Annotated in this window: 22 protein-coding genes, 1 pseudogene and 1 riboswitch; of the genes and pseudogenes, 16 read left to right on the plus strand and 7 right to left on the minus strand. The window is 71.7% G+C overall.

From position 1 onward, the window contains the following. Positions 1-82: 82 nt before the first annotated feature. Together gcvH and gcvT are read right to left on the minus strand one after the other, a co-directional pair. On the minus strand, positions 83-460 hold the full coding sequence (gene gcvH, locus AB0J08_RS24815; protein ID WP_360638290.1) for a glycine cleavage system protein GcvH: 378 nt from the start codon (positions 458-460) through the stop codon (positions 83-85). Between the two features lie 89 nt (positions 461-549). Beyond that, positions 550-1671 carry a glycine cleavage system aminomethyltransferase GcvT gene (gcvT, locus tag AB0J08_RS24820; protein WP_360638293.1) on the minus strand — a complete coding sequence of 374 codons (1122 nt, stop codon included), beginning with the start codon at positions 1669-1671 and terminating at the stop codon, positions 550-552. A 228-nt stretch (positions 1672-1899) separates the two neighbouring features. Further along, positions 1900-2005: riboswitch (glycine riboswitch) on the minus strand. 216 nt (positions 2006-2221) lie between these two features. On the opposite strand from gcvT, the gene AB0J08_RS24825 reads away from it, so the two are divergent. The 8 genes from AB0J08_RS24825 (at position 2222) to AB0J08_RS24860 (ending at position 11670) form a co-directional block, all read left to right on the plus strand. Continuing rightward, entirely contained in the window at positions 2222-3016 is a 795-nt protein-coding gene (locus tag AB0J08_RS24825; RefSeq protein ID WP_360638296.1) for an enhanced serine sensitivity protein SseB, read from the plus strand. 146 nt (positions 3017-3162) lie between these two features. Then, positions 3163-4104 carry an enhanced serine sensitivity protein SseB C-terminal domain-containing protein gene (locus AB0J08_RS24830; protein ID WP_360638299.1) on the plus strand — a complete coding sequence of 314 codons (942 nt, stop codon included), beginning with the start codon at positions 3163-3165 and terminating at the stop codon, positions 4102-4104. Between the two features lie 615 nt (positions 4105-4719). Beyond that, entirely contained in the window at positions 4720-5709 is a 990-nt protein-coding gene (locus tag AB0J08_RS24835) for an ABC transporter permease (protein WP_360638302.1), read from the plus strand. Between the two features lie 55 nt (positions 5710-5764). Further along, on the plus strand, positions 5765-7531 hold the full coding sequence (locus tag AB0J08_RS24840) for an ABC transporter substrate-binding protein (protein ID WP_360638305.1): 1767 nt from the start codon (positions 5765-5767) through the stop codon (positions 7529-7531). Between the two features lie 98 nt (positions 7532-7629). Continuing rightward, a complete protein-coding gene (locus AB0J08_RS24845) occupies positions 7630-8640 on the plus strand; it encodes an ABC transporter permease (protein ID WP_360638308.1) in 1011 nt (336 codons plus the stop codon). Next, positions 8637-9704 (plus strand): ABC transporter ATP-binding protein, encoded by a 1068-nt coding sequence (locus tag AB0J08_RS24850; RefSeq protein WP_360638311.1) that lies wholly within the window; start codon positions 8637-8639, stop codon positions 9702-9704. The genes AB0J08_RS24845 and AB0J08_RS24850 overlap by 4 nt, the downstream gene beginning before the upstream one ends. 67 nt (positions 9705-9771) lie before the next feature. Then, the gene (locus AB0J08_RS24855) at positions 9772-10833 is read left to right on the plus strand and encodes a dipeptide ABC transporter ATP-binding protein (RefSeq protein ID WP_360638359.1); all 1062 of its coding nucleotides are present in this window, start codon (positions 9772-9774) and stop codon (positions 10831-10833) included. Positions 10834-11010: 177 nt separating this feature from the next. After that, complete coding sequence (locus AB0J08_RS24860; protein ID WP_360638314.1) at positions 11011-11670, plus strand: trimeric intracellular cation channel family protein; 660 nt, start codon at positions 11011-11013, stop codon at positions 11668-11670. Here AB0J08_RS24860 and AB0J08_RS24865 read toward each other — a convergent pair. Further along, positions 11606-12364 carry an IclR family transcriptional regulator gene (locus AB0J08_RS24865; RefSeq protein ID WP_360638317.1) on the minus strand — a complete coding sequence of 253 codons (759 nt, stop codon included), beginning with the start codon at positions 12362-12364 and terminating at the stop codon, positions 11606-11608. The genes AB0J08_RS24860 and AB0J08_RS24865 overlap by 65 nt on opposite strands. 193 nt (positions 12365-12557) lie before the next feature. Here AB0J08_RS24865 and AB0J08_RS24870 point away from each other — a divergent pair, with 193 nt between their 5' ends. After that, positions 12558-13742, plus strand: a complete 1185-nt coding sequence (locus AB0J08_RS24870) for a cysteine desulfurase family protein (protein ID WP_360638320.1) — start codon at positions 12558-12560, stop codon at positions 13740-13742. Positions 13743-13789: 47 nt separating this feature from the next. Then, positions 13790-14926, plus strand: a complete 1137-nt coding sequence (gene mnmA / locus AB0J08_RS24875; RefSeq protein ID WP_360638323.1) for a tRNA 2-thiouridine(34) synthase MnmA — start codon at positions 13790-13792, stop codon at positions 14924-14926. 25 nt (positions 14927-14951) lie between these two features. On the opposite strand, the gene AB0J08_RS24880 is transcribed toward mnmA, so the two are convergent. From AB0J08_RS24880 to AB0J08_RS24890, 3 genes and pseudogenes are all read right to left on the minus strand, one after another. Continuing rightward, entirely contained in the window at positions 14952-15437 is a 486-nt protein-coding gene (locus AB0J08_RS24880; RefSeq protein ID WP_360638326.1) for a PIN domain-containing protein, read from the minus strand. 125 nt (positions 15438-15562) lie between these two features. Next, positions 15563-16030, minus strand: coding sequence for a helix-turn-helix domain-containing protein (locus AB0J08_RS24885; RefSeq protein ID WP_360638329.1), 468 nt, complete (start codon positions 16028-16030; stop codon positions 15563-15565). Between the two features lie 175 nt (positions 16031-16205). Further along, positions 16206-16412 (minus strand): annotated as a pseudogene (locus AB0J08_RS24890) (protein-L-isoaspartate(D-aspartate) O-methyltransferase); the annotation flags it as partial. A gap of 50 nt (positions 16413-16462) precedes the next feature. Here AB0J08_RS24890 and AB0J08_RS24895 point away from each other — a divergent pair. Both AB0J08_RS24895 and AB0J08_RS24900 read left to right on the plus strand, forming a co-directional pair. After that, positions 16463-16930, plus strand: a complete 468-nt coding sequence (locus AB0J08_RS24895; RefSeq protein ID WP_360638332.1) for an NUDIX domain-containing protein — start codon at positions 16463-16465, stop codon at positions 16928-16930. Between the two features lie 436 nt (positions 16931-17366). Continuing rightward, a complete protein-coding gene (locus tag AB0J08_RS24900) occupies positions 17367-18377 on the plus strand; it encodes a hypothetical protein (RefSeq protein WP_360638335.1) in 1011 nt (336 codons plus the stop codon). On the opposite strand, the gene AB0J08_RS24905 is transcribed toward AB0J08_RS24900, so the two are convergent. Beyond that, entirely contained in the window at positions 18312-19175 is an 864-nt protein-coding gene (locus tag AB0J08_RS24905) for a helix-turn-helix transcriptional regulator (RefSeq protein WP_360638338.1), read from the minus strand. The two genes, AB0J08_RS24900 and AB0J08_RS24905, sit on opposite strands and share 66 nt — an antisense overlap. 180 nt (positions 19176-19355) lie before the next feature. Here AB0J08_RS24905 and AB0J08_RS24910 point away from each other — a divergent pair, with 180 nt between their 5' ends. From AB0J08_RS24910 to AB0J08_RS24925, 4 genes are all read left to right on the plus strand, one after another. Beyond that, positions 19356-20411, plus strand: a complete 1056-nt coding sequence (locus AB0J08_RS24910) for an aldo/keto reductase (RefSeq protein WP_360638341.1) — start codon at positions 19356-19358, stop codon at positions 20409-20411. A gap of 33 nt (positions 20412-20444) precedes the next feature. Beyond that, entirely contained in the window at positions 20445-20741 is a 297-nt protein-coding gene (locus AB0J08_RS24915) for a putative quinol monooxygenase (protein WP_360638344.1), read from the plus strand. Positions 20742-20873: 132 nt separating this feature from the next. Further along, positions 20874-21398: a TIGR00730 family Rossman fold protein gene (locus AB0J08_RS24920; protein ID WP_360638347.1), complete on the plus strand. Its 525-nt coding sequence runs from the start codon at positions 20874-20876 to the stop codon at positions 21396-21398. 13 nt (positions 21399-21411) lie between these two features. Further along, positions 21412-22101 carry an SDR family oxidoreductase gene (locus tag AB0J08_RS24925; RefSeq protein WP_360638350.1) on the plus strand — a complete coding sequence of 230 codons (690 nt, stop codon included), beginning with the start codon at positions 21412-21414 and terminating at the stop codon, positions 22099-22101. The last annotated feature ends 132 nt before the right edge of the window (positions 22102-22233 follow it).

The following is a 22233-nucleotide window of genomic DNA, read 5'->3' on the forward strand; positions in this document are numbered from 1 at the left end:
GGGTGGCGGTGGGCGACGGGAGGGCGGAGGAGGCCCGGTGGCCGGGGTGGCCGCCGCGCTGCGGCCACCCCGAACGGCTGACTCAGGCCGGGTTGGTGAGGGCGTCGTAGTCGGCGGCGCTCAGCAGCTCATCGGTGGCCTCGACGCGCACCTTGAACAGCCAGCCGCCCTCGAAGGGGGCGCTGTTGACCAGCGAGTTGTCGTCCAGGACGTCCTGGTTGACCTCGGTGACCTCACCGGTGACCGGCGAGTACAGGTCGCTGACCGACTTGGTGGACTCGAGCTCACCACAGGTCTCACCCGCGGTCACGGTGTCGCCCACGGCGGGAAGCTGCACGTAGACGATGTCACCGAGGGCGTCGGCCGCGTGGGCGGTGATCCCGATCGTGGAGACACCGTCCTCGGCGGCGGTCAGCCACTCGTGCTCCTTGGTGTACTGCAGGTGCTGGGGGTTGCTCATGACGTCATTCTCCAGGATGGGAAGCGGGTACGACGAAGCGGGCCGCCGGACGGACGGCTTCGACGTGGATCTTCGGGAAGAGCGGGGCCTCAGCGGGCGCGCTTGTAGAACGGCAGCGCCACGACCTGCACCGGCTCGTGCTTGCCGCGCACGTCCACCGCGACGGTGGTGCCCGGGGCGGCGTGCGCCGCGTCCACGTAGGCGATGGCGATCGGCTTGCCCAGGGTGGGAGAGGGCGCGCCGGAGGTGATCCGGCCGATCGGCTCGCCGTCGGTGGTCACCACGGTGTACTCGGCGCGCGGGACGCGCTTGCCCTCGGAGACCAGGCCGACCAGCACCCGCGGCGGGTTGGCCTCGGCCGCGGCGGCGGCCTGCTCCAGGGCCCTGCGGCCGATGAACGCGCCCTCGTTGGTGGTCTTGTCGAAGCGGACCACCCGGCCGAGACCGGCGTCGAACGGCGTCAGCTCGGTGGACAGCTCGTGCCCGTAGAGCGGCATGCCGGCCTCCAGGCGCAGCGTGTCGCGGCAGGAGAGGCCGCAGGGCACGAGCCCGCGCCCGGTGCCGGCCTCGGTCAGCGCCGTCCAGACGTGCGCGGCGTCGCCCGGGTTGCAGAAGATCTCGAAGCCGTCCTCGCCGGTGTAACCGGTGCGGGCGAGCAGCACGTCGCGGCCGGCCACCTGGGCCGGGAGGATCGCGTAGTACTTCAGGCCGGGCAGGTCCGCCTCGGTGGTGTCGGCCAGGATCGCGGTGGACTCCGGGCCCTGGACGGCGATCAGCGAGTAGGTGTCGCGGTCGTCGGTCACGACGGCGTTGTAGCCCTTGGCGCGGGCGATCAGCTCGTCCAGCACCAGCTGGGCGTTGGAGGCGTTGGCGACGACCAGGAAGGCGTCCTCGCGCAGGCGGTAGACGATCAGGTCGTCCAGGATGCCGCCGTCCTCGGCGCAGATCATGGTGTAGCGGGCACGCAGCTCGCCGAGCGCGGAGACGAAGCCGACCAGCGCGTGGTCCAGCATCTCGCCGGCCTGCGGGCCGGTCACGGTGATCTCGCCCATGTGGGAGAGGTCGAAGAGACCCGCCTTGGTGCGGACGGCGAGGTGCTCCTCGCGCTCGCTGCCGTAGCGCAGCGGCATGTCCCAGCCGGCGAAGTCGGTCATGGTCGCGCCGAGGGCGCGGTGCAGCGCGTCGAGCGCGGTGAGGCGGAGGGACGACATGGCCTGGAACTCCTCGGTCTGGGCACTCAGGTGTGCGCACGCCGGACCGGTCCCGCTCGGGGACCGAGCCTGCGCGCGGGCATGCGGCGGCTGGGTCTCCCCATCTGTCGTCGTACCTGAGAGCTTCACCGCACACGGCCCGCAGCGCTTTACAGCTAACAGGACAGCATGGCGGCTTGCACCGTGGGTGGGCGCGCGACAGGGCCGTGCGCCGCTTTCCAGATGTGCCTAGCCCGTGCGGTAGGGGGGCCTGAGAGATTCCGGGGAGGACTTGCTCCTTCGGCGCCGGCTGTACCACCTCTCGGGGCACTCCGGACTCTCCCGCACGGGTTCGAGCGGCCGGTATGGAGTTAGGGGCCTCGGCGGGAATACGCGGAGACGCGGACATCATGGCACGTCCCGGCGGAAGACGGGAGAGGGGCCCCGGGCGGGGACCCCGGCCGTCGTCCCCCGTCCGTCCCGGCCGCCCGGCAGCGGCGCGGCCCGCGGCCCCGGGGGCGGGCCCGCTAGGCTGCTCGGCGTCGGCGAGCAGAGGACGGTACAGCGGCGGATGGGGTACCCGGTGGAGCAGCAGCAGGGGTGGAGCGGCCCGGAGGAGGCGCCGCCGGGCGGCGGATGGCCGGCGAACGAGCTGGAGCAGGTGCTCACCGCCGCGCTCGGCGATCCGGGCGCGACCCCCCGGGTGTTCGAGGTGCTGGCCCGCAGCCAGGTGTGGATCCCGCTGCCGGCCGGGGGCGACCCGCAGGGCCAGGCGCTGGACCTGCCGACCATCGAGCTGGCCGGGGACCCCTACGTTCCGGTCTTCTCCTCGCAGGAGGTGTTCCTGCAGCAGGTGCCCGGCACGGCGTTCGCGATCGCGCCGGTCTGGGAGTTCGCCCGCGGGCTGCCGCTGGGCGTGGGCATCGCGGTGAACCCGGACGCGCCGGTGGGCATCCCGGTGCCGCCGCAGGGCGTCGCCGAGCTGCGGCGCGGCCCGCGCGAGGACCGCTGGGACGCCCCGCAGGCGCCGACCGGCGGCCGGGTGGCGCTGCGCGAACCGGTGCCGGGCGAGGACCCGGAGGCCTTCCTGGCCGCCTGCCGGTACGAACTGTCGGCCCTGCCCGGCGTACTGACCGCCAGGCGGGCGCTGGCCAGCGTCGAGGGCGAGCCGACGGTGATGTTCGTCGGCGTCCAGCTCGACCCGGTGGGCCCGGCCGAGCCGGCCGCGGTGAACGAGGCACTGGGCCGCGCGCTGGGAACCGCGCCGCTGCCCGGCGGCGTCCACCTCGTACTGCTCGACCTCGCGGACGATCCCGTGGTCGAGTGGTTGCTCAACCGGGTCCAGCCGTTCTACACACGGATGTGACGCGTTCCTCCTCGCCCGGCACCGGGTCGGAGGGCCCAGGCGGGCACGTCGGCGTGGCGGTGGCCGGTGGCGCCCCATAGGGTGCCTGCAGATGACCGCCGGGCCGGCGGCAGGTGAGAGAAGAAGAGGCGCAGCGAGGTGGGCGCATGAGTGCGGGAGCGGTAGCGGGCGGTGCACCGGGGCCCTGGGGCCAGGCACCCGCCGGGCGCCCCGGCGCGGATCCGAGAGCGCTGGAGCACGCCCTGCGCGAGGTCGCGCCGGAACGCTGGGAGGCGTACGAGGCGCTTCTGCACGCCCTGGCCGCGGGGCAGGTCTGGATGCTGCTCTGGCACGGTACGCCGGGCAGTGCGGACGCCCAGTACGGGAACATGGAGATCAGCGGCCACGGCTACGCGCCGGCCGTCACCTCGCCCGAGCAGCTGGCGGCGTCCGGCTGGGCGCGGGCGCACGAGGTGATCTCGGGGCGCGAGATCGCCGCCTCGCTCTATCGCACCCGCTGGGGCCTCTGGCTGAATCCGCACGCCCCCGGCGGCGGCGTCGGGGTGCCCTGGGCGGACCTGCGGCGGATCGCGGCCGGGCTGGACCGGCTGCCGGCCGGTCCGCTGAAGCTGAGTGAACCGCAGCTGCCGGCCCAGCAGTTCTTCGCGCTGCTGGAGCGGCAGGCGGTCGAGGTGCGGGCGGTCAAGGCACTGCGCCGGGCCTGGGTACAGCCCTCCGTGGGCGAGCCGTACCTGGCGATCGGCCTTGAGCTGTACGAGAGCTCCCCGCCCACGGTGGAGGCCGTCCGGGCGCTGATGCAGCGCGCGATCGCGGTCGCCCCGGAGGGGTTGGCCGTCTCCACGGTGGCCATGGGGGACGAGTACGACCCGGTGGCGCTCTGGATGCGGGCCAACGCGCGGCCGTTCTACGACCGCGAGGCGGGCGGTCACGGCCGTTCGCAGGCGGCGCCCTACCCGCCGGTGCCCCCGCCGCCCTACGCCTCCCAGACGGGGCCGGCGTACGGCTACGGGACCCAGCCGCCCGGTCCGGGGTGGCCGGGTCAGCAGCCGCCGCCGCAGCAGCCGTGGCCGGGCTACCCCGGGCGCTGACGCGGCCGCGGCAGCGCACTCCGGGTGTGCGCCGCGATTCCGGGCAGTTCGGGTGCCGGTGTCACGATCGCGGCAGTTCGGATGTTCGTGTCACAACCACGGGCAGTTCGGACGCCTGCCGCGACTACCGGCACTTCGGGTGTTCGTGGCGCATTGGCGGGTAGTTCGGGTACATGCGCCCAAAGCCCTCACCAGGACCGACCTGACGACCAGTCAGGTCGGTCCCGGTGTTTCCGGACGGATCTCCGGTCGGTTCGGTGCAGCCTCTTGACATGCGTGTAACGGCTGTGTGAAGACGGATATGCCGCGGGTCAGGGGGTGCATGCCAACAGATCACAGTTGGGCATCTGTCGGTGGTCAGGGCTGGCGTAAGCCAGTTCGGATGGCAGAGAGTTCTGCGCAACGCACCGCGCGTACTTGGAGCCCCACGAAGGTGAACGCGCAGGCGGACCGCTTGAGCCTCGTGATGCCCATCCCGCGCGGCCGCAGTACCCGAGCACGTCGCACCGCTGAACACTCGCACCCGTACTTCCGCACGTCCGCACCAGCCGTACCGCCGAACCGGCGACCGGCACCCGTGGGCCGGCCACCGTCGGCGAGGGGACCGAACTGACCATGACCGCACCCATCAAGACCGCCGGGAACACGCCGGAGGCAGCCGCCACCGCGAGCCCGGCCAAGAAGATCGAGGGCCGCTCGCTCGGCCAGATCGCCTGGACCCGCTTCAAGCGGGACAAGGCCGCCGTCGCCGGCGGCGTCGTGGTGATCCTGCTCATCCTGCTCGCCGTGCTGGCCAAGCCGATCGAGTCGGTGTTCGGCCTGGATCCCGACGCGCTCAACCAGGACCTCCTGGACGCCAACCTCGGCGGCCTGCCGTTCGGGGACTGGGGCGGCATGAGTGCCGACCACCCGCTCGGCGTGGACCCGCTGCAGGGCCGTGACCTGCTCTCCCGCGTCATCGAGGGCTCCTGGGTCTCGCTGCTCGTCGCTTTCGGGGCGACCCTGCTCTCCAACACCCTCGGCACCGTGCTCGGCGTGATGGCCGGCTACTACGGCGGCTGGGTGGATGCCCTGATCAGCCGGGTGATGGACGTCTTCCTGGCCTTCCCGCTGCTGCTCTTCGCCATCGCGATCTCCGCCTCGCTCCAGGGCGGCGCGTTCGGCCTGCACGGCCTCCCGCTGCACATCGGCGTGCTGATCTTCGTGATCGGCTTCTTCAACTGGCCCTACATGGGCCGGATCGTGCGCGGCCAGACCCTCTCGCTGCGCGAGCGCGAGTTCGTCTACGCCGCCCGCAGCCTGGGCGCCCGAGGGCCGTTCATCCTGTTCAAGGAGCTGCTGCCCAACCTGGTCGGTCCGATCCTGGTCTACTCGACCCTGCTGATCCCGACCAACATCCTCTTCGAGGCGGGCCTCAGCTTCCTCGGCGTCGGCATCCAGGCCCCGCAGGCGTCCTGGGGCGGGATGCTCAACGACGCGATCAAGTACTACCAGGTGGACCCCCAGTACATGGTGGTCCCCGGTATGGCGATCTTCCTCACGGTGCTCGCCTTCAACCTGCTCGGCGACGGGCTGCGTGACGCCCTCGATCCCAAGAGCAACTGACATTCCGTCAGGACCCTCCGATCCGCCATCACTTCCTCAAGGGGTTGATCTCACCATGCGTAGGTCCCGTACCGTCGCGCTGACCGCAGCGGCCGCTGCCGCGGTCCTGGTCGTCACCGGGTGTTCCTCCGGTTCCAAGAGCGGGGACAGCTCGTCCTCCTCCGCCGCGTCCGGCGGTGGCGCCGACGCGGCCACCAAGGGCATCGTCAACGCCTCGGACAAGAAGGGCGGGACGGTCACCTACGAGATGAAGGGCACGCCGGACTCGCTGGACCCGGGCAACACGTACTACGCGTACCTCTACAACTTCTCGCGCCTGTACGGGCGTCCGCTGACCACCTTCGCGCCGGGCCCCGGTGAGGAGGGCAACAAGCTGGTCCCGGACCTCGCCGAGTCCCTGGGCCAGCCCAGCGCGGACGGCCTGACCTGGACGTACAAGCTGCGTGCGGGCCTCAAGTACGAGGACGGCAGCCCGATCACGTCCAAGGACGTGAAGTACGCGGTGGAGCGCTCCAACTGGGCGCCGGACGTGTTCTCCAACGGCCCGACGTACTTCAAGGACCTGCTGGTCGACAACCCGACCCCGTACGAGGGCCCGTACAAGGACACCACCGGCGACCTGAAGTCCATCGAGACGCCGGACGACCTGACCGTCGTCTTCCACCTGAAGCACGCCTTCGCGGACTTCGACTACATGGTCTCCGCCCCGCAGACCGTGCCGGTCCCCAAGGACAAGGACAAGGGCGCCGACTACGTCAAGCACCCGATGGCCTCGGGCGCCTACAAGTTCGAGTCCTACGAGGACGGCAAGCAGCTGACGCTGGTGCCGAACACCAACTGGGACAAGGCCAGCGACCCGATCCGCAAGCAGCTCGCGGACAAGATCCTGCTCAAGATGAACATCGAGCAGTCGACCATCGACAAGGACCTGCTGGCCGGCAACGCCCAGGTGGACCTCGTCGGCGGCGGTGTCGACCCGCAGACCCAGGCGCAGATCCTGCAGAACCCGAAGCTCAAGGCCAAGACCGACAACGCGTACGGCGGCCGCCTGGTCTACACCGCGATCGACACCCACGTCGCGCCGTTCGACAACGTCGAGTGCCGCAAGGCCGTCCAGTACGCGATCGACAAGGTCTCGGTGCAGACCGCGATGGGTGGCCCGATCCGCGGCCAGATCGCCAACACCGTGCTCCCGGCCGACATCGCGGGTCACCAGGACACCAACCTGTACGAGACCAAGGACAACAAGGGCGACGAGGCCAAGGCCAAGGAAGCCCTCAAGGCCTGCGGCAAGGAGGGCGGCTTCTCGACCGTCCTGAGTGCCCGGACCGAGCGCGCCACCGAGATCGCCGCCGCGACCTCGATCCAGGCCGCGCTGAAGAAGGTCGGCATCATCGCCGAGATCCAGCAGTTCCCGCAGGGCAAGTACCTCTCCGACAACGTCGGCGTGCCGGCGAAGAACAAGGAGAAGAACATCGGCCTGATGATGATGCAGTGGGGCGCCGACTGGCCGACCGGCTACGGCTTCCTGCAGCAGATCGTCGACGGCCGCGCCATCAAGGAGGCCGGTAACAGCAACCTGGCCTCGCTGAACGACCCGGCGATCAACAAGCTGATCGACGACGCCGCGGTCAACACCGACCAGGCGGCCCGCGAGAAGATCTACGCGGAGATCGACAAGAAGGTCATGGAGCAGGCGGTCTACGTCCCGCTGACCTACTTCAAGGTGTTCCTGTACCGCTCGGACACCGCCACCAACGTCGTCTCCACCTCGGCCTTCTCGGGTGAGTACGACTACCTGAACATCGGTACGACCAAGTAAGAGCCTGGCTCCGTATCCCTGAAGGCAGGTGAAGGCAGCGGCGCCCGCCGCCGTCCGGAAGATCCCGGACGGCGGCGGGCCGCCGGAGCCGCCCAACTGTGTTTGCCTACATCCTCCGCAGGACGCTCGCGGCCGTGGTGCTGCTGCTGGTGGTCAGCGCGGTCACCTTCGCGATCTTCTTCCTGCTGCCGCGCATGGCCGGCGAGACGACCGACCAGCTGGCCACCCAGTACATCGGGAAGAACCCGTCCCCCGAGGCGGTCGCGGCGGTCAAGAAGAACCTCGGGTTCGACCAGCCGATCTACGTCCAGTACGGACGCTTCCTGAAGGCGCTGGTCTCCGGGGCCGAGTACAAGTTCGGCCCGGACGCGGCCACCTGCCACGTGCCCTGCTTCGGCTACTCCTTCAAGAACCACCTTGAGGTCTGGCCCGAGCTGACCAAGCGCATCCCGATCACGCTCTCGCTGGCCATCGGTGCCGCCGTGCTCTGGCTGGTCTCCGGCGTCACCACCGGTGTCATCTCCGCGCTCAAGCCGAAGTCGATCTTCGACCGGCTCTCGATGGGCATCGCCCTGGCCGGCGTCTCGCTGCCGGTCTTCTTCACCGGTGCGCTGCTGCTCACGCTCTTCAGCTACGAGTGGCCGATCCTGGACAACCTCCAGTACGTCGACTTCACCGCCGACCCGCTGATGTGGGCCCGCAACCTGATCCTCCCGTGGATCTCGCTGGCCTTCCTCTACTCCGCGCTCTACGCCCGGCTCACCCGCGCCGGCATGCTGGAGACGATGAGCGAGGACTACATCCGCACCGCCCGGGCCAAGGGCCTGGTCGAGCGCAAGGTGGTCGTGAAGCACGGGCTGCGCTCCGCGCTCACCCCGGTCGTCACCATCTTCGGCATGGACCTCGGCCTGCTGCTCGGTGGCGCGCTGATCACCGAACAGGTCTTCTCGCTCCAGGGCGTCGGCGCCTTCGCGGTCTCGGCGATCGCCGACAACGACCTGCCGAAGATCCTCGGCGTCACGCTGCTCGCCGCGTTCTTCATCGTCCTCTGCAACCTCGTGGTTGACCTCCTGTACGCCGCTGTCGACCCCCGAGTGAGGCTGTCGTGACCGAGCTCCAGAAGACCCCGGCGGCGGTGGCCCCCCCGACCGGGGACCCGTTCCTCTCGGTGCGGGACCTGCGGATCCACTTCGACACCGACGACGGCCTGGTCCGCTCGGTCGACGGGGTCAGCTTCGACCTGCACAAGGGGAAGACCCTCGGGATCGTCGGCGAGTCCGGCTCCGGGAAGTCCGTCACCTCGCTCGGCATCATGGGCCTGCACCGCTCCAAGCGGGCCCGGATCAGCGGCGAGATCCACCTGGACGGCGAGGAGCTGGTCGCGGCCGGCCCCGAGCGGGTCCGCCAGCTGCGCGGCCGCCAGATGGCGATGATCTTCCAGGACCCGCTCACCGCGATGCACCCCTACTACAGCGTCGGGGCGCAGATCATCGAGGCCTACCGGGTGCACCACCCGCAGGCCACCAAGAAGCAGGCCCGCGCCCGTGCGGTCGAGATGCTCGACCGGGTCGGCATCCCGCAGCCCGACCGCCGGGTGGACGACTACCCGCACCAGTTCTCGGGCGGCATGCGCCAGCGCGCGATGATCGCGATGGCCCTGGTCAACGACCCCTCGCTGCTGATCGCCGACGAGCCCACCACCGCGCTGGACGTCACCGTCCAGGCGCAGATCCTGGACCTCATCCGCGACCTCCAGCAGGAGTTCGGCTCGGCCGTCATCGTCATCACCCACGACCTCGGGGTGGTCGCCGAACTCGCCGACGACATCCTGGTCATGTACGGCGGCAAGTGCGTCGAGCGCGGCCCCGCCGACACCCTCTTCGACGCGCCCCAACACCCCTACACCTGGGGTCTGCTGGGCTCGATGCCGCGTCTCGACCGCGAGCTCCAGGAGCGGCTCGTCCCGGTGAAGGGCACCCCGCCCAGCCTGATCAACGTGCCGTCCGGCTGCGCCTTCCACCCGCGCTGCCCGTACGCGGAGCTGACCGGCGGGCGCTCGGTCGACGAGACCCCCGTCCTGGTCGAGGCGGCGCCCGGGCACCACGCGGCCTGCCACCTCGCCGCCGCCGACCGGCACCGCATCTTCACCGAAGAGATCGCGCCCCGGCTGTGAGCCCGGTTTCGTACCACCATTCTGGAGAGAACCGATGACGGACACTCAGGCGGCGGCCCCCGAGCCCATGAAGAAGGTGCCCGCTCCCGCGCCCGCCCCCGACCGCGAGCCGCTGCTCCGGGTGACCGGCCTGACCCGGCACTTCCCGATCAAGGGCGGCCTGCTGCGCCGAAACACCGGGGCGGTGCGGGCCGTCGACGGCATCGACTTCACGGTCAACGCGGGGGAGACCCTGGGCGTCGTCGGTGAGTCCGGCTGCGGCAAGTCGACGATGGGCCGACTGGTCACCCGCCTCGACGAACCCACCGCCGGGAAGATCGAGTTCGAGGGCACCGACATCACCCACCTGAGTACGGGTGCGATGCGGCCGCTCCGCCGCGACATCCAGATGATCTTTCAGGACCCGTACTCCTCGCTGAACCCCCGGCACACCGTCGGCACCATCGTCGGCGCGCCGTTCCGGCTCCAGAAGGTGCAGACCGAGGGCGGCGTCAAGAAGGCCGTCCAGGAACTGCTGGAGCTGTGCGGGCTCAGCCCCGAGCACTACAACCGCTACCCGCACGAGTTCTCCGGCGGCCAGCGCCAGCGCATCGGCATCGCCCGGGCCCTCGCGCTGCGGCCCAAGATGGTCGTCGCCGACGAGCCGGTCTCCGCGCTCGACGTCTCCATCCAGGCCCAGGTGGTCAACCTGCTGGACGACCTCCAGCGCGAGCTCGGCCTGACCTACCTGATCATCGCGCACGACCTCTCGGTGGTCCGGCACGTCTCGGACCGGGTCGCGGTGATGTACCTCGGCAAGGTCGTCGAGATCGCCGACCGGGACTCGCTCTACGCCGCCCCGATGCACCCGTACACCACCGCGCTGATGTCCGCCGTGCCGGTTCCCGACCCGCGCCGCCGGCAGCAGGGCGGGCGTGAGCGGATCCTGCTCAAGGGAGACGTGCCCTCCCCGATCAACCCGCCGTCCGGCTGCCGGTTCCGCACCCGCTGCTGGAAGGCCCAGGACGTCTGCGCGAGCCAGGAGCCGCCGCTCGTCGCGCTGAAGTCCGGCCACCAGGTGGCGTGCCACTTCCCGGAGAACGCCCCGGAGAGCGGCGGCCGCGGCGAGAAGGCGCTCGCCACGGCGTGACGGACCGCTGTCGCGAGGGGCGCGGCCGCTGCCTTCGGGCGGCTGCCGCGCCCCTTCGCGTGGCGGGAGTGCTTCGCCGGGCGTCGCGCGCACGGCCGGGCGTCGCCGATCGTGACGGCGGTGTCGTGCGCGTGACGTCCGGCGGAGCGCGGTGCCCGGTGGGTCCATAGTTGTCCGGTGACATCGCAGATCTTCCCCTCCCACGTGCAGCAGAGCCTGGACCTGGTCGGCATCTTCGTCTTCGCCCTCTCCGGAGGGCTGCTGGCCGTGCGCAAGAACATGGACATCTTCGGAATCTGTGTGCTGGCGGAGGTGACCGCGCTGGGCGGCGGGGTCATGCGGGACCTCGTCATCGGAGCCACCCCGGTGGCGGCCTTCTCCAACCTCGGGTACTTCAGCACGCCGCTGGTGGCCGGTCTGGTGGTGTTCTTCCTGCACCCCGAGGTCGAGCGGATCAACCGTGCGGTGCAGACCCTGGACGCGCTCGGCCTCGGGCTGTTCTGCGTCACCGGGACGGCCAAGGCGCACGACTACGGCCTCGGCGCGGTGGCCGCGATGGCGCTCGGCATGGTGACGGCGGCCGGCGGCGGCGTGATGCGCGACGTGCTCGCCGGAGAGATCCCCTCGCTGCTGCGCTGGGACCGGGAGATCTACGCCGTCCCGGCCCTGGTCGGCTCCGCGCTGGTGGTGGTGCTGATCGGCCTCGACCGGCTGACCGCGCTCACCGGGACGGCGGCCGCGCTGACCGCCTTCGTGCTGCGGGTGCTCGCCCTCAAGTACGGCTGGCGCGCACCGCGGGCCTGGCACCGCAACGGTTCTCGCACCAGCGAGGAGTAGGCGAGCCCCCGTACGCCAGCGAGATCGCCTCGGCGGTGCAGAGCAGCTCGGGCAGCAGCCGGACCAGCTCGACCGGCGACACCCGGTCGATCGGTGCACTGACCGCGCAGGCCGCGATCGGCCGCCCGGCGCTGCCGGCCACCGGGGCGGCCACGCAGGCCACCGCCTCCCGGTGCTCGGCCGACTCGGCCGCCCAGCCCTGGCGCCGGACGGCGGCCAGCTCCGCGGACAGCTCCTCCTCGCCGACGCCGTCCTCGGGCAGGCCGGCCAGCAGCACCCGGCCGATCGCCGTGCCGGCCGCCGGGGCGCGCCGCCCGATCCGGCTCGGCCGGGCGGAACCGTTCCCCGGCCAGCGGCCGGCCAGCTCGTCCAGGTAGAGGACCTCGCCGTCCTGGAGCACGGCCAGCTGGACGGTCAGCCCGCAGCGCCGGTTGAGGGCGGCCAGATAGGGCGCGGCGATCCGGCGGACGTCGATCTCCTCCAGCGCCCGGTGGGCGAGCGAGAGGACACGGCCGCCGAGCCGGTAGCGCCGGTCCGACTGGCGGTGGACGAAGCCGTGCTCCTCCAGCGTGCGCAGCAGGCGCAGCGCGGTGGACTTGTGCACGCCGATGCTGGTCGCGGCCTGGTCGAGGGTGACCGGGCCGTCGCCGAGGGAGCCGAGGAGGGTCAGGGCGCGGTCGACCGACTGCGACATCGCGCCCCCAGTCCTGTCCCGTTCGGCCTCGTTCGTGGTCGGCCGCCAGGCTAACCGCTCGCCCCGGCGGCCGACCAAACCGGCCCCGGACGCGGGCGTCCGGCGGCCGGGGCTCCCGGGTCCGGCGGCCGGGGTGGCCGGATTGCACCGGTGGCCCGAGCCGGGTGCGGGGGCCCACTACAATCGGATGGTTATGCCATACCTGGACCATGCGGCGACCACGCCGATGCTGCCCGAGGCGATCGCCGCGATGACCGCGCACCTGGGGGTCGTCGGCAACGCCTCCTCCCTGCACGCGTCCGGCCGCCGGGCCCGCCGCGTGGTCGAGGAGTCCCGCGAGTCGCTGGCCGAGTCGCTGGGCGCCCGCCCCAGCGAGATCGTCCTCACCGGCGGCGGCACCGAGTCCGACAACCTGGCCGTCAAGGGCCTGTACTGGGCCCGGCGGGGGGCCGACCCGGCCCGGACGAGGGTGCTGTGCAGCCCGGTCGAGCACCACGCGGTGCTGGACGCGGTGCACTGGCTCTCCGAGCACGAGGGTGCCCAGGTCGAGTACCTGCCGGTGGACGGCTACGGCCGGGTCCACCCGGCGGCGCTGCGCGAGGCGATCGAACGTGACCCCGCCTCGGTCGCGCTGGTCACCGTGATGTGGGCCAACAACGAGGTCGGCACCGTCCAGCCGGTCACCGAACTCGCCGCAGTGGCGGCCGAGTTCGGCATCCCGATGCACGCCGACGCGGTCCAGGCGCTCGGTCAGGTACCGGTCTCCTTCGCGGAGTCCGGGCTCACCGCACTCACCGTCACCGGCCACAAGGTCGGCGGCCCGTACGGCATCGGCGCCCTGCTGCTGTCGCGCGGCGCCACGCCCGTCCCGCTGCTGCACGGCGGCGGCCAGGAGCGCGACGTCCGCTCCGGCACGCTGGACGCACCGGCCACCGCGGGCTTCGCGGCCGCCGCCGCGCTCGCGGTCGAGCGGCGGGACGAGCACGCCGCCGTGCTCGGCGCGCTGCGCGACGAACTGGTCGCCTCGGTGCTGGCCGCCGTCCCGGACGCGGTGCTCAACGGCGACCCGACCGCGCAGGGGCGGCTGCCCGCCAACGCGCACTTCTCCTTCCCCGGCTGCGAGGGCGACGCGCTGCTGATGCTCCTCGACGCCCAGGGCATCGAGTGCTCGACCGGCTCGGCCTGCTCGGCGGGGGTGCCGCAGCCCAGCCACGTCCTGCTGGCGATGGGCGTCGACCCGCTGCTGGCCCGCGCCTCGCTGCGGTTCTCGCTCGGCCACACCTCCACCAGGGAGGACGTCACCGCGCTCGCCGACGCCATCGCACCGGTGGTCCAGCGCGCCCGCAACGCGGGGCTGGCGGCGGCCGCGAGGCGCTGAACAATCCGGTCGTGAGTCAGCCGTGACCACGTACCCTTGTTGGCATCATGACTGACTTCCCCGGTGCCCCGACCGCCCCGTCCACTGGCCGCCTGCGTGTGCTCGCGGCGATGTCCGGCGGGGTGGACTCCGCCGTCGCCGCCGCCCGTGCCGCCGAAGCGGGCCACGAGGTGACGGGCGTGCACCTGGCGCTCTCCGCCAACCCGCAGTCCTTCCGCACCGGCGCCCGCGGCTGCTGCACCATCGAGGACTCCCGCGACGCCCGCCGGGCGGCCGACGTGATCGGCATCCCGTTCTACGTCTGGGACCTCGCCGAGCGGTTCCGCGAGGACGTCATCGACGACTTCGTCGCCGAGTACGCGGCCGGCCGCACCCCCAACCCCTGCCTGCGCTGCAACGAGAAGATCAAGTTCGCCGCGCTGCTGGACAAGGCGATCGCGCTCGGCTTCGACGCCGTCTGCACCGGCCACTACGCCCGGACCGTCGACCTGCCCTCCGGTGAGCGCCAGCTGCACCGCGCCGTCGACGCCGCCAAGGACCAGTCCTACGTGCTCGGCGTGCTCGACGCCGACCAGCTCGCCCACTCGCTCTTCCCGCTGGGTGACACCACCAAGGACGTCATCCGCGAGGAGGCCGAGCGCCGCGGCCTGGCCGTCGCCAAGAAGCCCGACAGCCACGACATCTGCTTCATCGCGGACGGCGACACCCAGGGCTTCCTGGCCAAGCACCTCGGCACCGCCACCGGCGACATCGTCGACGCGGACGGCACCAAGCTCGGCGAGCACGACGGCGCCTACGGCTTCACCATCGGCCAGCGCAAGGGCCTGCGGATCGGCCGCCCGGCCGCCGACGGCAAGCCGCGCTACGTCCTCGACATCTCCCCGGTGAACAACACCGTCACCGTCGGCCCCGTCGAGGGCCTGGACGTGACGGCCCTGACCGCGATCCGCCCGCGCTGGTGCGGCGGTTCCCCCGCCGCCGACGGCCGCTACACCGCCCAGCTCCGCGCCCACGGCGAGGAGGTCCCGGTCACCGCCTCCGTCGTCGACGGCGAGCTCCACGTCCGGCTGGACTCGGCGGTGCGCGGCATCGCCCCCGGCCAGGCCGTGGTCCTGTACGACGGCACCCGCGTGGTCGGCTCCGCCACCATCGCGACCACCGAGCGCCGGGCGGTCCGCGCGTAGTCCGGATCGCCCGGACCGTCCGTCCTCATTCGACGGTTCCGAGCTGTTCGTCCGCCTCGGCGGTCATGTGGGAGACCGAGCCCGGCCCCATGCGCAGGGCGGCGACAGTCCGGCGTAAGCCGGATCGCTCCATGTGCTCCAGGATGCCGTCGACCGATTCCGGAGGGTTGCGGCGCGACTCCGCGATCTGCTGCACGCAGGCGTAGACGATCCGGTCGTCCAGACCGAGCAGGTCAAGGAAGAACGAATCGGCACTCTTCGCCTCGATGTCCCACTCAGCGAGCGGGGCAGGCGGGAAGTCCTTACGGTTGTCGGTGACGATCATCTGCGCCTTGCTCTTGATCGCCGCTGCAAGCACATGTCGGTCGTCCGGGTCGGGGAGCTTGAGCGCCTCGATGAGAGGTTCGTAGCCCGTGACGCACACGTCACGAATCGAGTCGTTCATGAGCCGCCGTAAGCGCTGCAGCCTGTCGGGGTCGGTCCCCCTTTGCTCGCGCAGGGCGCGGCTCATCTCGTCCAGGATCTGTCGGACCACTTGGCCTGCACCATGCCTGCTTGCGCCACTCGAATGAGCAGGTCACGGACCACGTTCGGGTACAGCACGCACGAGTCATATACGACGACGAAGGCCATCGGTCAGTCCAGCCCCAAATCCTGTCCGAGCTGCGCCAGTTCATTGGCCGCGTCGTGTCGACGCTGGTCGTCCTCGCGCTTGAAACGCATGAGGTCCTCGACGCGGATGCGCCGGTGTCTACCGACACGGCGGTACTGGATCTTTCCTTCGTCCAGCAGCCCGATGAGGTAGGGCCGGGACACATTAAGGATGTCAGCCGCCTGCTGGCTGGTGAGCTCCGTGTCCAAGGGCATGATCTGCACGCCCTTGCCGCTCGCGAGTGCGGCAAGCATGGCAGCGATCAGCTCGGCTGCCGGCCGGGGCAGGACCAGTGCCTCATCCTGGGCGCCGATCTCCAGGTGTACTTGGATGTCTTCGTTGCTGCCCTCGGTGAGGGCGAGGTACTCGTTGATGCGGCGTAGTGCGCGTTCGGCGTCCTGGGCCTTGATGACGCCAGGTTCCAGCTTGCGGCCCTGTGCGGTGGTGGCCATGAGGTTCCCTTCCCATTCGAGTCGCCTAACTGAAGTATCCGCAGCAAACGAAGCAAACGCAACCGTGTGGTCGGCTCCGCCACCATCGCGACCACCGAGCGCCGGGCGGTCCGCGCGTAGTCTCCGTTTTCCGGGGCCCGGCCGTCCGCGGCGGACGGCCGGGCCCCCGTGTGTGTCACGCGTGCTGCGGAACGGGGCGGTCCGGGGAGTCCAGCCAGATGCGCTGCCCGTCCGGGGTGACTGTCAGGCCGAACCGCTCGTACCCGGGGCGGCCCTGGTCGACCCACCACCGGTACGTGGCGGCCACCTCGTCCCAGAGCCGGCGGGGGCCGGACTGGTACACCTCGTACTCCGTGCGGCCCGGCTCGTAGTCGGCAGAGGCCCGGCCTGGCTTGGAGCACCGACTCAGGCCGATAGGGAAGCAGCACTCCTATGCTCCTGCAGATGAGTAACAGCGCGGGGAAGCCCCAGTCAACGCCACTCCATTCGGTGTCCGTCGCGGGGGCGGTCGTGCGTGCGGACGGCCGGGTACTGGCGATCCGTCGGGCGGACAACGGGACGTGGGAGCCGCCGGGCGGGGTGCTGGAGCTGTCGGAGTCCATCGAGGACGGGGTGCGGCGCGAGGTCTTCGAGGAGACCGGGATCAAGGTCGGTGTGGAGCGGCTGACCGGCGTCTACAAGAACGTGAACCGTGGAATCGTCGCCCTCGTCCTCCGCTGCCACCCCGAGGGCGGCACCGAGCAGCTCTCGACCGAGTCGACCGCAGTCGACTGGCTCACGCCCGCTGAGGTGTCCGACCGGATGGCCGAGGTGTACGCCGTGCGCGTGCTGGACGCGCTCCGGGACGACTCTGCGCCGAGTATCCGCTCCCACGACGGCCGGTTCCTGCTCGGAGAGTAGATCGTCGGCCGGGTGTGCATCCGGGGCGGGGACGTGGAATCAACACGTGATCGGGAGGTGGATGTGACAGTGACTGTTCGGCTTCTTCACGGCGAGGAAACAGCAGGTCTTGAGCCGCAGTTGAAGGAGGTGTTCGCGGAGGCGTTCGCGGAGCCCCCGGTACGGGGGCGGCCGACGTGGAGCGGGCGCACGCCATCGCCTCGGTCGAGTCCTCGGCTCCGGGCCTGCGAGCACTCACCGCAGTGAATCTCTGACTCTCCGTCAAATGCGCTGCTCGTTTGGCATAAACTGCAATGGCCACCGCCCAGTTGGGCGGTGGCCATTACTGCGCGTGCGCCTACAACTTGGCGGTTCCGGCGTCCGCGCACTCCAAAGCTCGGCCAGTATGCCAGTCAGGCTGCCTTCCGGCTCGCATATCGGCCACGAAAGGCTGAACGTGCACGTCGTCACGACCGAGGCCCTCGCCCTCGCCCGGCCCACCGGTACCCCACCCGCGAACGAGTTCCGGATCCGGGTCGGGCAGTGGATGCAGAGCGTCCCGACCGGCGGGCCCTGGAAGTCCCTCGGGCCGTCCTTCGTCCTCTTCCTCCTGCACGCCGCGCAGAAGGCCGACGCGGACGGGACCAACCTCCACTGCCCGCCGTCCAACCTCTGGTTCTCCCGCGCCTGCCGGGTCTCCAAGGACTCCGTCCCCGGCTTCTACCGCGCCGCCGAGGCGGCCGGAGTCATGGCCCTCGTCCATGGCCCCTCCGGCGTCCGCGTGCGCGGCTACGCCGTCACCATGCCCCTGGGCGGCGTCCCCGACTGGGACGCCGCCCTCGCCGTCCTGCGCGCCGATTCCCAGCGCGTCAAGCAGGAGGAACTCCGCTGCGCCGTCGACAAGCCCGCACGTGCGGAGTCGGTGAAGTCCGCACGTGCGGCGTTGTCGAGGCCGCACTGCGGCGAGCGGAAGTCCGCACGTGCGGAGCCGGGCATGTCCGCACGTGAGGGCTCGAAGCTCCGCACGTGCGGATTGAACCAGGAAGTCCCTCACCAGGTAGAGGAGATGGTTGCTGTTGTGGTGACAGCTACCACTCCGCACGCGAGTGAACAGCCGGCTCCGCCCGGCCTCTCGCACTGGGAGCGGATGACCGAGCACCTGCCGCCCGACCTCCAGGACTCCGCCTGCGCCGTCCCGGGTGACGACCTGCTGCGCCGGGTCACCGCCATGGCCATCGAGGCCGGTTGGGCCTCCCAGGGCTGGCTCGCCGCCCGCCTGGCGTCCCACCGGCCGGCGCAGGCCCCCGGCGAGGCCGCCCCCGCGGACCGTCTCGCCGCAGGTCTGGTCGCCGTCCTGGGTGTGCTCTCGGACCGACATGCCCAGGTGGCCCCGGGGGCGGGCTCAGGTCGCCGGCAGGGTCTCTCGGGCCCAGGCGGCCAGCAGTCGCAGTGCGGTCTGGGACGGTGAGCCCTCCTCCACGGTGTGCGCGACCAGTGCCTGGTCCGGGTCGTCGGGGAGCCGCAGCGTCTCGAAGCCGAGGTCGAGTTCGCCGACCAAAGGGTGCCGGTAGCGATACCGGCCGTGGGTCTTGTCCTGGAGCCGGTGAGCTGCCCATGCCTCGCGGAACTCCGGGCTGGCGGCAGAGAGTTCGTCCAGCAGTGCCGTGGTGCGCGGGTCGTCCGGGTGGCGTGCCGCATCGAGCCGGAGGTAGGCGGCCACGTCGCCGGCCTTGCCGTGCCAGTCGGTGTACAGGCTCCGCATCCCCTCGTCCAGGAAGACCAGCCGCGCCAGGTTCCGCTGCCGGGGCGCCAGTGCGCCGAAGTCCGTGATCAGCGCGGCCGCGAGCGGGTTCCAGGCCAGGACGTCGGTGTTCCGTCCGACGACGTACGCCGGTACGTCGGCCGCCGAGTCCAGCAGCCGGCGCAGCCCCGGCCGCACCTGCTGCGACTGCGCGGGCCCTTCCCGCCGGTCCGAGTCCGGCCACGGCCGCGCCAGTCGGTACAGGTGCTCGCGTTCCACCGGGTCCAGGCGCAGCGCGCGGGCGACGGCGTCCAGGACCTCCCGGGAGAAGTGCAGGGTGCGCCCCTGTTCCAGGCGGACGTAGTGGTCCACGCTCACCCCGGCCAACCGGGCCAGCTCCTCCCGGCGCAGGCCGGGAACGCGCCGTTGGCCGCCGTAGTCCGGCAGTCCGAGCTCCTCGGGCCGCAGCCGGGCCCGGCGGGACCGGAGGAACTCACCCAGCTCCGCGCGTCTGTCCAGTGCCATGCGGCCAGTATCCCCGCCCCGCTCCCCGCCGGCGCCGCTCCAGCCTGGTCATGCCGTGCCCAGGCACCGGCTGCCACTGGGTGGGGCGGCGCCGGCCGAGCAGGGTGGGGAGCGCCGGAGAGGTCCGGCCCCCGGGGTGCCCACGGCGCCCGACACCCGTCTCACAGGGAGTACTCCGCCATGACCACCACGCACCTGCCCACCCGTGCCATCGGCGGCACCGGGATGGACATCACCCGCCTCGGATTCGGCTCCTGGGCGGTGGCCGGATCCGGCTGGCACTTCGGCTGGGGTGCCACCGACGACGCCGAGTCGATCGCCGCGATCCGGCACGCGATCGCCTCGGGCGTCAACTGGATCGACACGGCCGCCGTCTACGGACTCGGCCACGCCGAGGAGTTGGTCGGCAAGGCCGTCGCCGACCTGCCCGAAGCCGACCGCCCGTACCTGTTCACCAAGGTCGGCCTGGTCTGGGATCCGGACAACCCGCTGGCCGCGCCCCGCCGGACCATGGAGCCGGCCGGCGTCCGCCGCGAGATCGAGGACTCGCTGCGCCGCCTGGGCGTCGAGCGCATCGACCTGTACCAGGTGCACTGGCCGGACACCGGCGAGTCGCTGGAGTACGCGGGCGACGGCAGCGGCGCCGTCTCCCCGAACGCCACCCCGCTGGAGGAGTACTGGCAGGTCATGGCGGATCTCAAGGCCGAGGGCAAGGTGCGGGCGATCGGCCTGTCCAACCACTCGACCGCGCAGCTGGAGGCCGCCGAGCGGATCGCTCACATCGATGTCATCCAGCCGCCGTTCTCGGCGGTCAACCGCTCCGCCTCGGCCGAGATCGCCTGGGCGCACGCCCACGGCACGGGCGTGATCGTCTACTCCCCGCTGCAGTCCGGGCTGCTCACCGGGACCTTCTCCGCCGAGCGCGTGGCGAACCTGCCCCAGGGCGACTGGCGAGCCGCCCACCACGACTTCACCACGGGCCTGGCCGCCAACCTCCGGCTGGCGGACGCCCTGCGCCCCGTCGCCGAGCGGCACGGCGTCACCGTCGCGGAGGCGGCCGTCGCCTGGGTGCTGGCCTGGCCGGGCATCACCGGCGCCATCGTCGGCGCCCGCAAGCCGGGTCAGGTCGACGGCTGGATCGGGGCGGGGGCGGTGGAGCTGACGCCGGCCGATCTGGACGAGATCGCCACCGCCATCACCGCCACCGGCGCGGGCACCGGCCCCGCCCGCCCGTAGCCGGCCGCCGCCGCCCAAGGAGGTCGCACCGACATGTCCCTCACCGTCGTCGCCCAGTGCCTGGCCGCGCCAGGACAGGAGGACCGGCTCCGCACCGCCCTGGAGGCGATGATCGAGCCGTCCCTGGAGGAGCCCGGCTGCCTCGCCTACCAGCCCTACAGCGACCCCAACAACCGCGCCCGCATGGTGGTCGTCGAGGAATGGACAGGCCGGCAGGCCCTCGCCGAGCACTTCGCCACCGCGCACTTCCGCCATGTCGAGCAGGTGCTGGAGCTCGTCCTCGCCGAGCCGATGACCATCCGCATGCTGGTCGCCGCGCGCACCGACTGACGCGCGCCGACTGACGCGCACCGCCGGCCCGCCCGGTGATCGGCCGGAGCCGGTCACCGGGCGGGCCGAGGCGTCCGCCGGCCGTAAAGGCGGTGAGCGGGGGAACCGGAGCGTGATAGACCGGGGAGCACTATGAACATCACTGTCTTCTGCTCCGCGTACTCGCTCGACGACCGCTACACCGCCCCTGCCGCCGAGCTCGCCCGGCTGCTCGGCGAGGGTGGGCACACCCTGGTGTGGGGCGGCTCCCACGCCGGCCTGATGGGGCTGCTCGCCGACGGGGTGAAGGCGGCCGGCGGCCGGCTGGTCGGGGTCTCCGTCGAGCTGCTCCGGCACAAGGCGTACGAGGGCGCCGACGAGCTGATCACCACCGCCGACCTCGCCGAGCGCAAGGCGCAGCTACTGATGCGCGCGGACGCCGTGGTGGTCCTGGTCGGTGGCCTCGGCACGCTGGACGAGGTCACCGAGGTGCTGGAGCTGAAGAAGCACGCGCTGCACGACAAGCCGGTGATCGTGCTGGACACCGAGGGCTTCTACGCGGGCCTGCGCACCCAGCTGGAGCGGATGGACGCGGAGGGCTTCCTGCCGCGCCCACTCGGCGAGCTGATCGGCTTCGCGGACACCCCGGCCGAGGTCTTCGCACAGCTCAAGGCCTGAGAGGATCGCGGGCATGGCTGCACATCTGATCACGGGCGCGGGTTCCGGCATCGGCGCCGTCCTCGCCGAGCGCCTCGCCGAACGCGGGGACGACCTCTGGCTGCTGGCCCGCGACGCCCGCCGCGCCGCCGAACTGCGCGAGCGCTTCCCCGGGGCGCAGACCCTGGTCGGCGACCTCGGCGCCCCGGCCAAGCTCTCCTGGGCCTTCGGCCACCAGGCGATGCCGATCGAACTCGACTCGCTGCTGCACGTCGCGGGCGTCGTCGAGCTCGGCCAGGTCGGCGAGCTGCCGGTCAAGGCCTGGCAGGACACCCTGAACGTCAACCTGGTCGCGCCCGCCGAGCTGACCCGCCTGCTGCTGCCCTCGCTGCGGCTGGTCAAGGGCCACGTCGTCTTCGTGAACTCCGGCGCCGGGCTCAACGCCCACGCCGACTGGTCCGCGTACGCGGCGAGCAAGCACGGTCTGAAGGCGCTCGCGGACTCGCTGCGGCTGGAGGAGCACGGGCACGGCGTCCGGGTCACCTCCGTGTACCCCGGCCGCACCGCCACCGCGATGCAGCGCAAGGTGCACCAGCAGGAGGGCAAGGAGTACGACGCCGACCGCTTCATCACGCCCGAGTCGGTGGTGAAGGCGATCCTGACCGCCCTGGACGTCCCGCGCGACGCCGAGATCACCGACATCACCGTCCGCCCGGGCAGCTGAGCCCGGGCAGCCGGGGCCGCGGGGGGGGGGGGGGGGGGGGGGGGCCCCCCCCCCCCCCCCCCCGGGGGGGCCGGGGGGGAACCGGCCGGAAGATCGGGAGATCGGAGGGGTGGGGTAGTTGTTTAGTGTGGT

This window comes from Kitasatospora sp. NPDC050463, assembly GCF_040655255.1.
Lineage (GTDB): Bacteria > Actinomycetota > Actinomycetes > Streptomycetales > Streptomycetaceae > Kitasatospora.

Bases quoted from the DNA above. Each gene is read 5' to 3' on its own strand.
- AB0J08_RS24865 (WP_360638317.1), bottom strand. From the start codon at position 12,364: ATGTCGCAGTCGGTCGACCGCGCCCTGACCCTCCTCGGCTCCCTCGGC.
- AB0J08_RS24870 (WP_360638320.1), top strand. From the start codon at position 12,558: ATGCCATACCTGGACCATGCGGCGACCACGCCGATGCTGCCCGAGGCG.
- AB0J08_RS24835 (WP_360638302.1), top strand. From the start codon at position 4,720: ATGACCGCACCCATCAAGACCGCCGGGAACACGCCGGAGGCAGCCGCC.
- AB0J08_RS24830 (WP_360638299.1), top strand. From the start codon at position 3,163: ATGAGTGCGGGAGCGGTAGCGGGCGGTGCACCGGGGCCCTGGGGCCAG.
- AB0J08_RS24885 (WP_360638329.1), bottom strand. From the start codon at position 16,030: ATGGCCACCACCGCACAGGGCCGCAAGCTGGAACCTGGCGTCATCAAG.
- AB0J08_RS24825 (WP_360638296.1), top strand. From the start codon at position 2,222: ATGGGGTACCCGGTGGAGCAGCAGCAGGGGTGGAGCGGCCCGGAGGAG.
- AB0J08_RS24925 (WP_360638350.1), top strand. From the start codon at position 21,412: ATGGCTGCACATCTGATCACGGGCGCGGGTTCCGGCATCGGCGCCGTC.
- gcvT (WP_360638293.1), bottom strand. From the start codon at position 1,671: ATGTCGTCCCTCCGCCTCACCGCGCTCGACGCGCTGCACCGCGCCCTC.
- AB0J08_RS24920 (WP_360638347.1), top strand. From the start codon at position 20,874: ATGAACATCACTGTCTTCTGCTCCGCGTACTCGCTCGACGACCGCTAC.
- AB0J08_RS24910 (WP_360638341.1), top strand. From the start codon at position 19,356: ATGACCACCACGCACCTGCCCACCCGTGCCATCGGCGGCACCGGGATG.
- AB0J08_RS24895 (WP_360638332.1), top strand. From the start codon at position 16,463: ATGCTCCTGCAGATGAGTAACAGCGCGGGGAAGCCCCAGTCAACGCCA.
- AB0J08_RS24905 (WP_360638338.1), bottom strand. From the start codon at position 19,175: ATGGCACTGGACAGACGCGCGGAGCTGGGTGAGTTCCTCCGGTCCCGC.
- gcvH (WP_360638290.1), bottom strand. From the start codon at position 460: ATGAGCAACCCCCAGCACCTGCAGTACACCAAGGAGCACGAGTGGCTG.
- AB0J08_RS24855 (WP_360638359.1), top strand. From the start codon at position 9,772: ATGAAGAAGGTGCCCGCTCCCGCGCCCGCCCCCGACCGCGAGCCGCTG.
- AB0J08_RS24880 (WP_360638326.1), bottom strand. From the start codon at position 15,437: ATGAGCCGCGCCCTGCGCGAGCAAAGGGGGACCGACCCCGACAGGCTG.
- AB0J08_RS24840 (WP_360638305.1), top strand. From the start codon at position 5,765: ATGCGTAGGTCCCGTACCGTCGCGCTGACCGCAGCGGCCGCTGCCGCG.
- mnmA (WP_360638323.1), top strand. From the start codon at position 13,790: ATGACTGACTTCCCCGGTGCCCCGACCGCCCCGTCCACTGGCCGCCTG.
- AB0J08_RS24915 (WP_360638344.1), top strand. From the start codon at position 20,445: ATGTCCCTCACCGTCGTCGCCCAGTGCCTGGCCGCGCCAGGACAGGAG.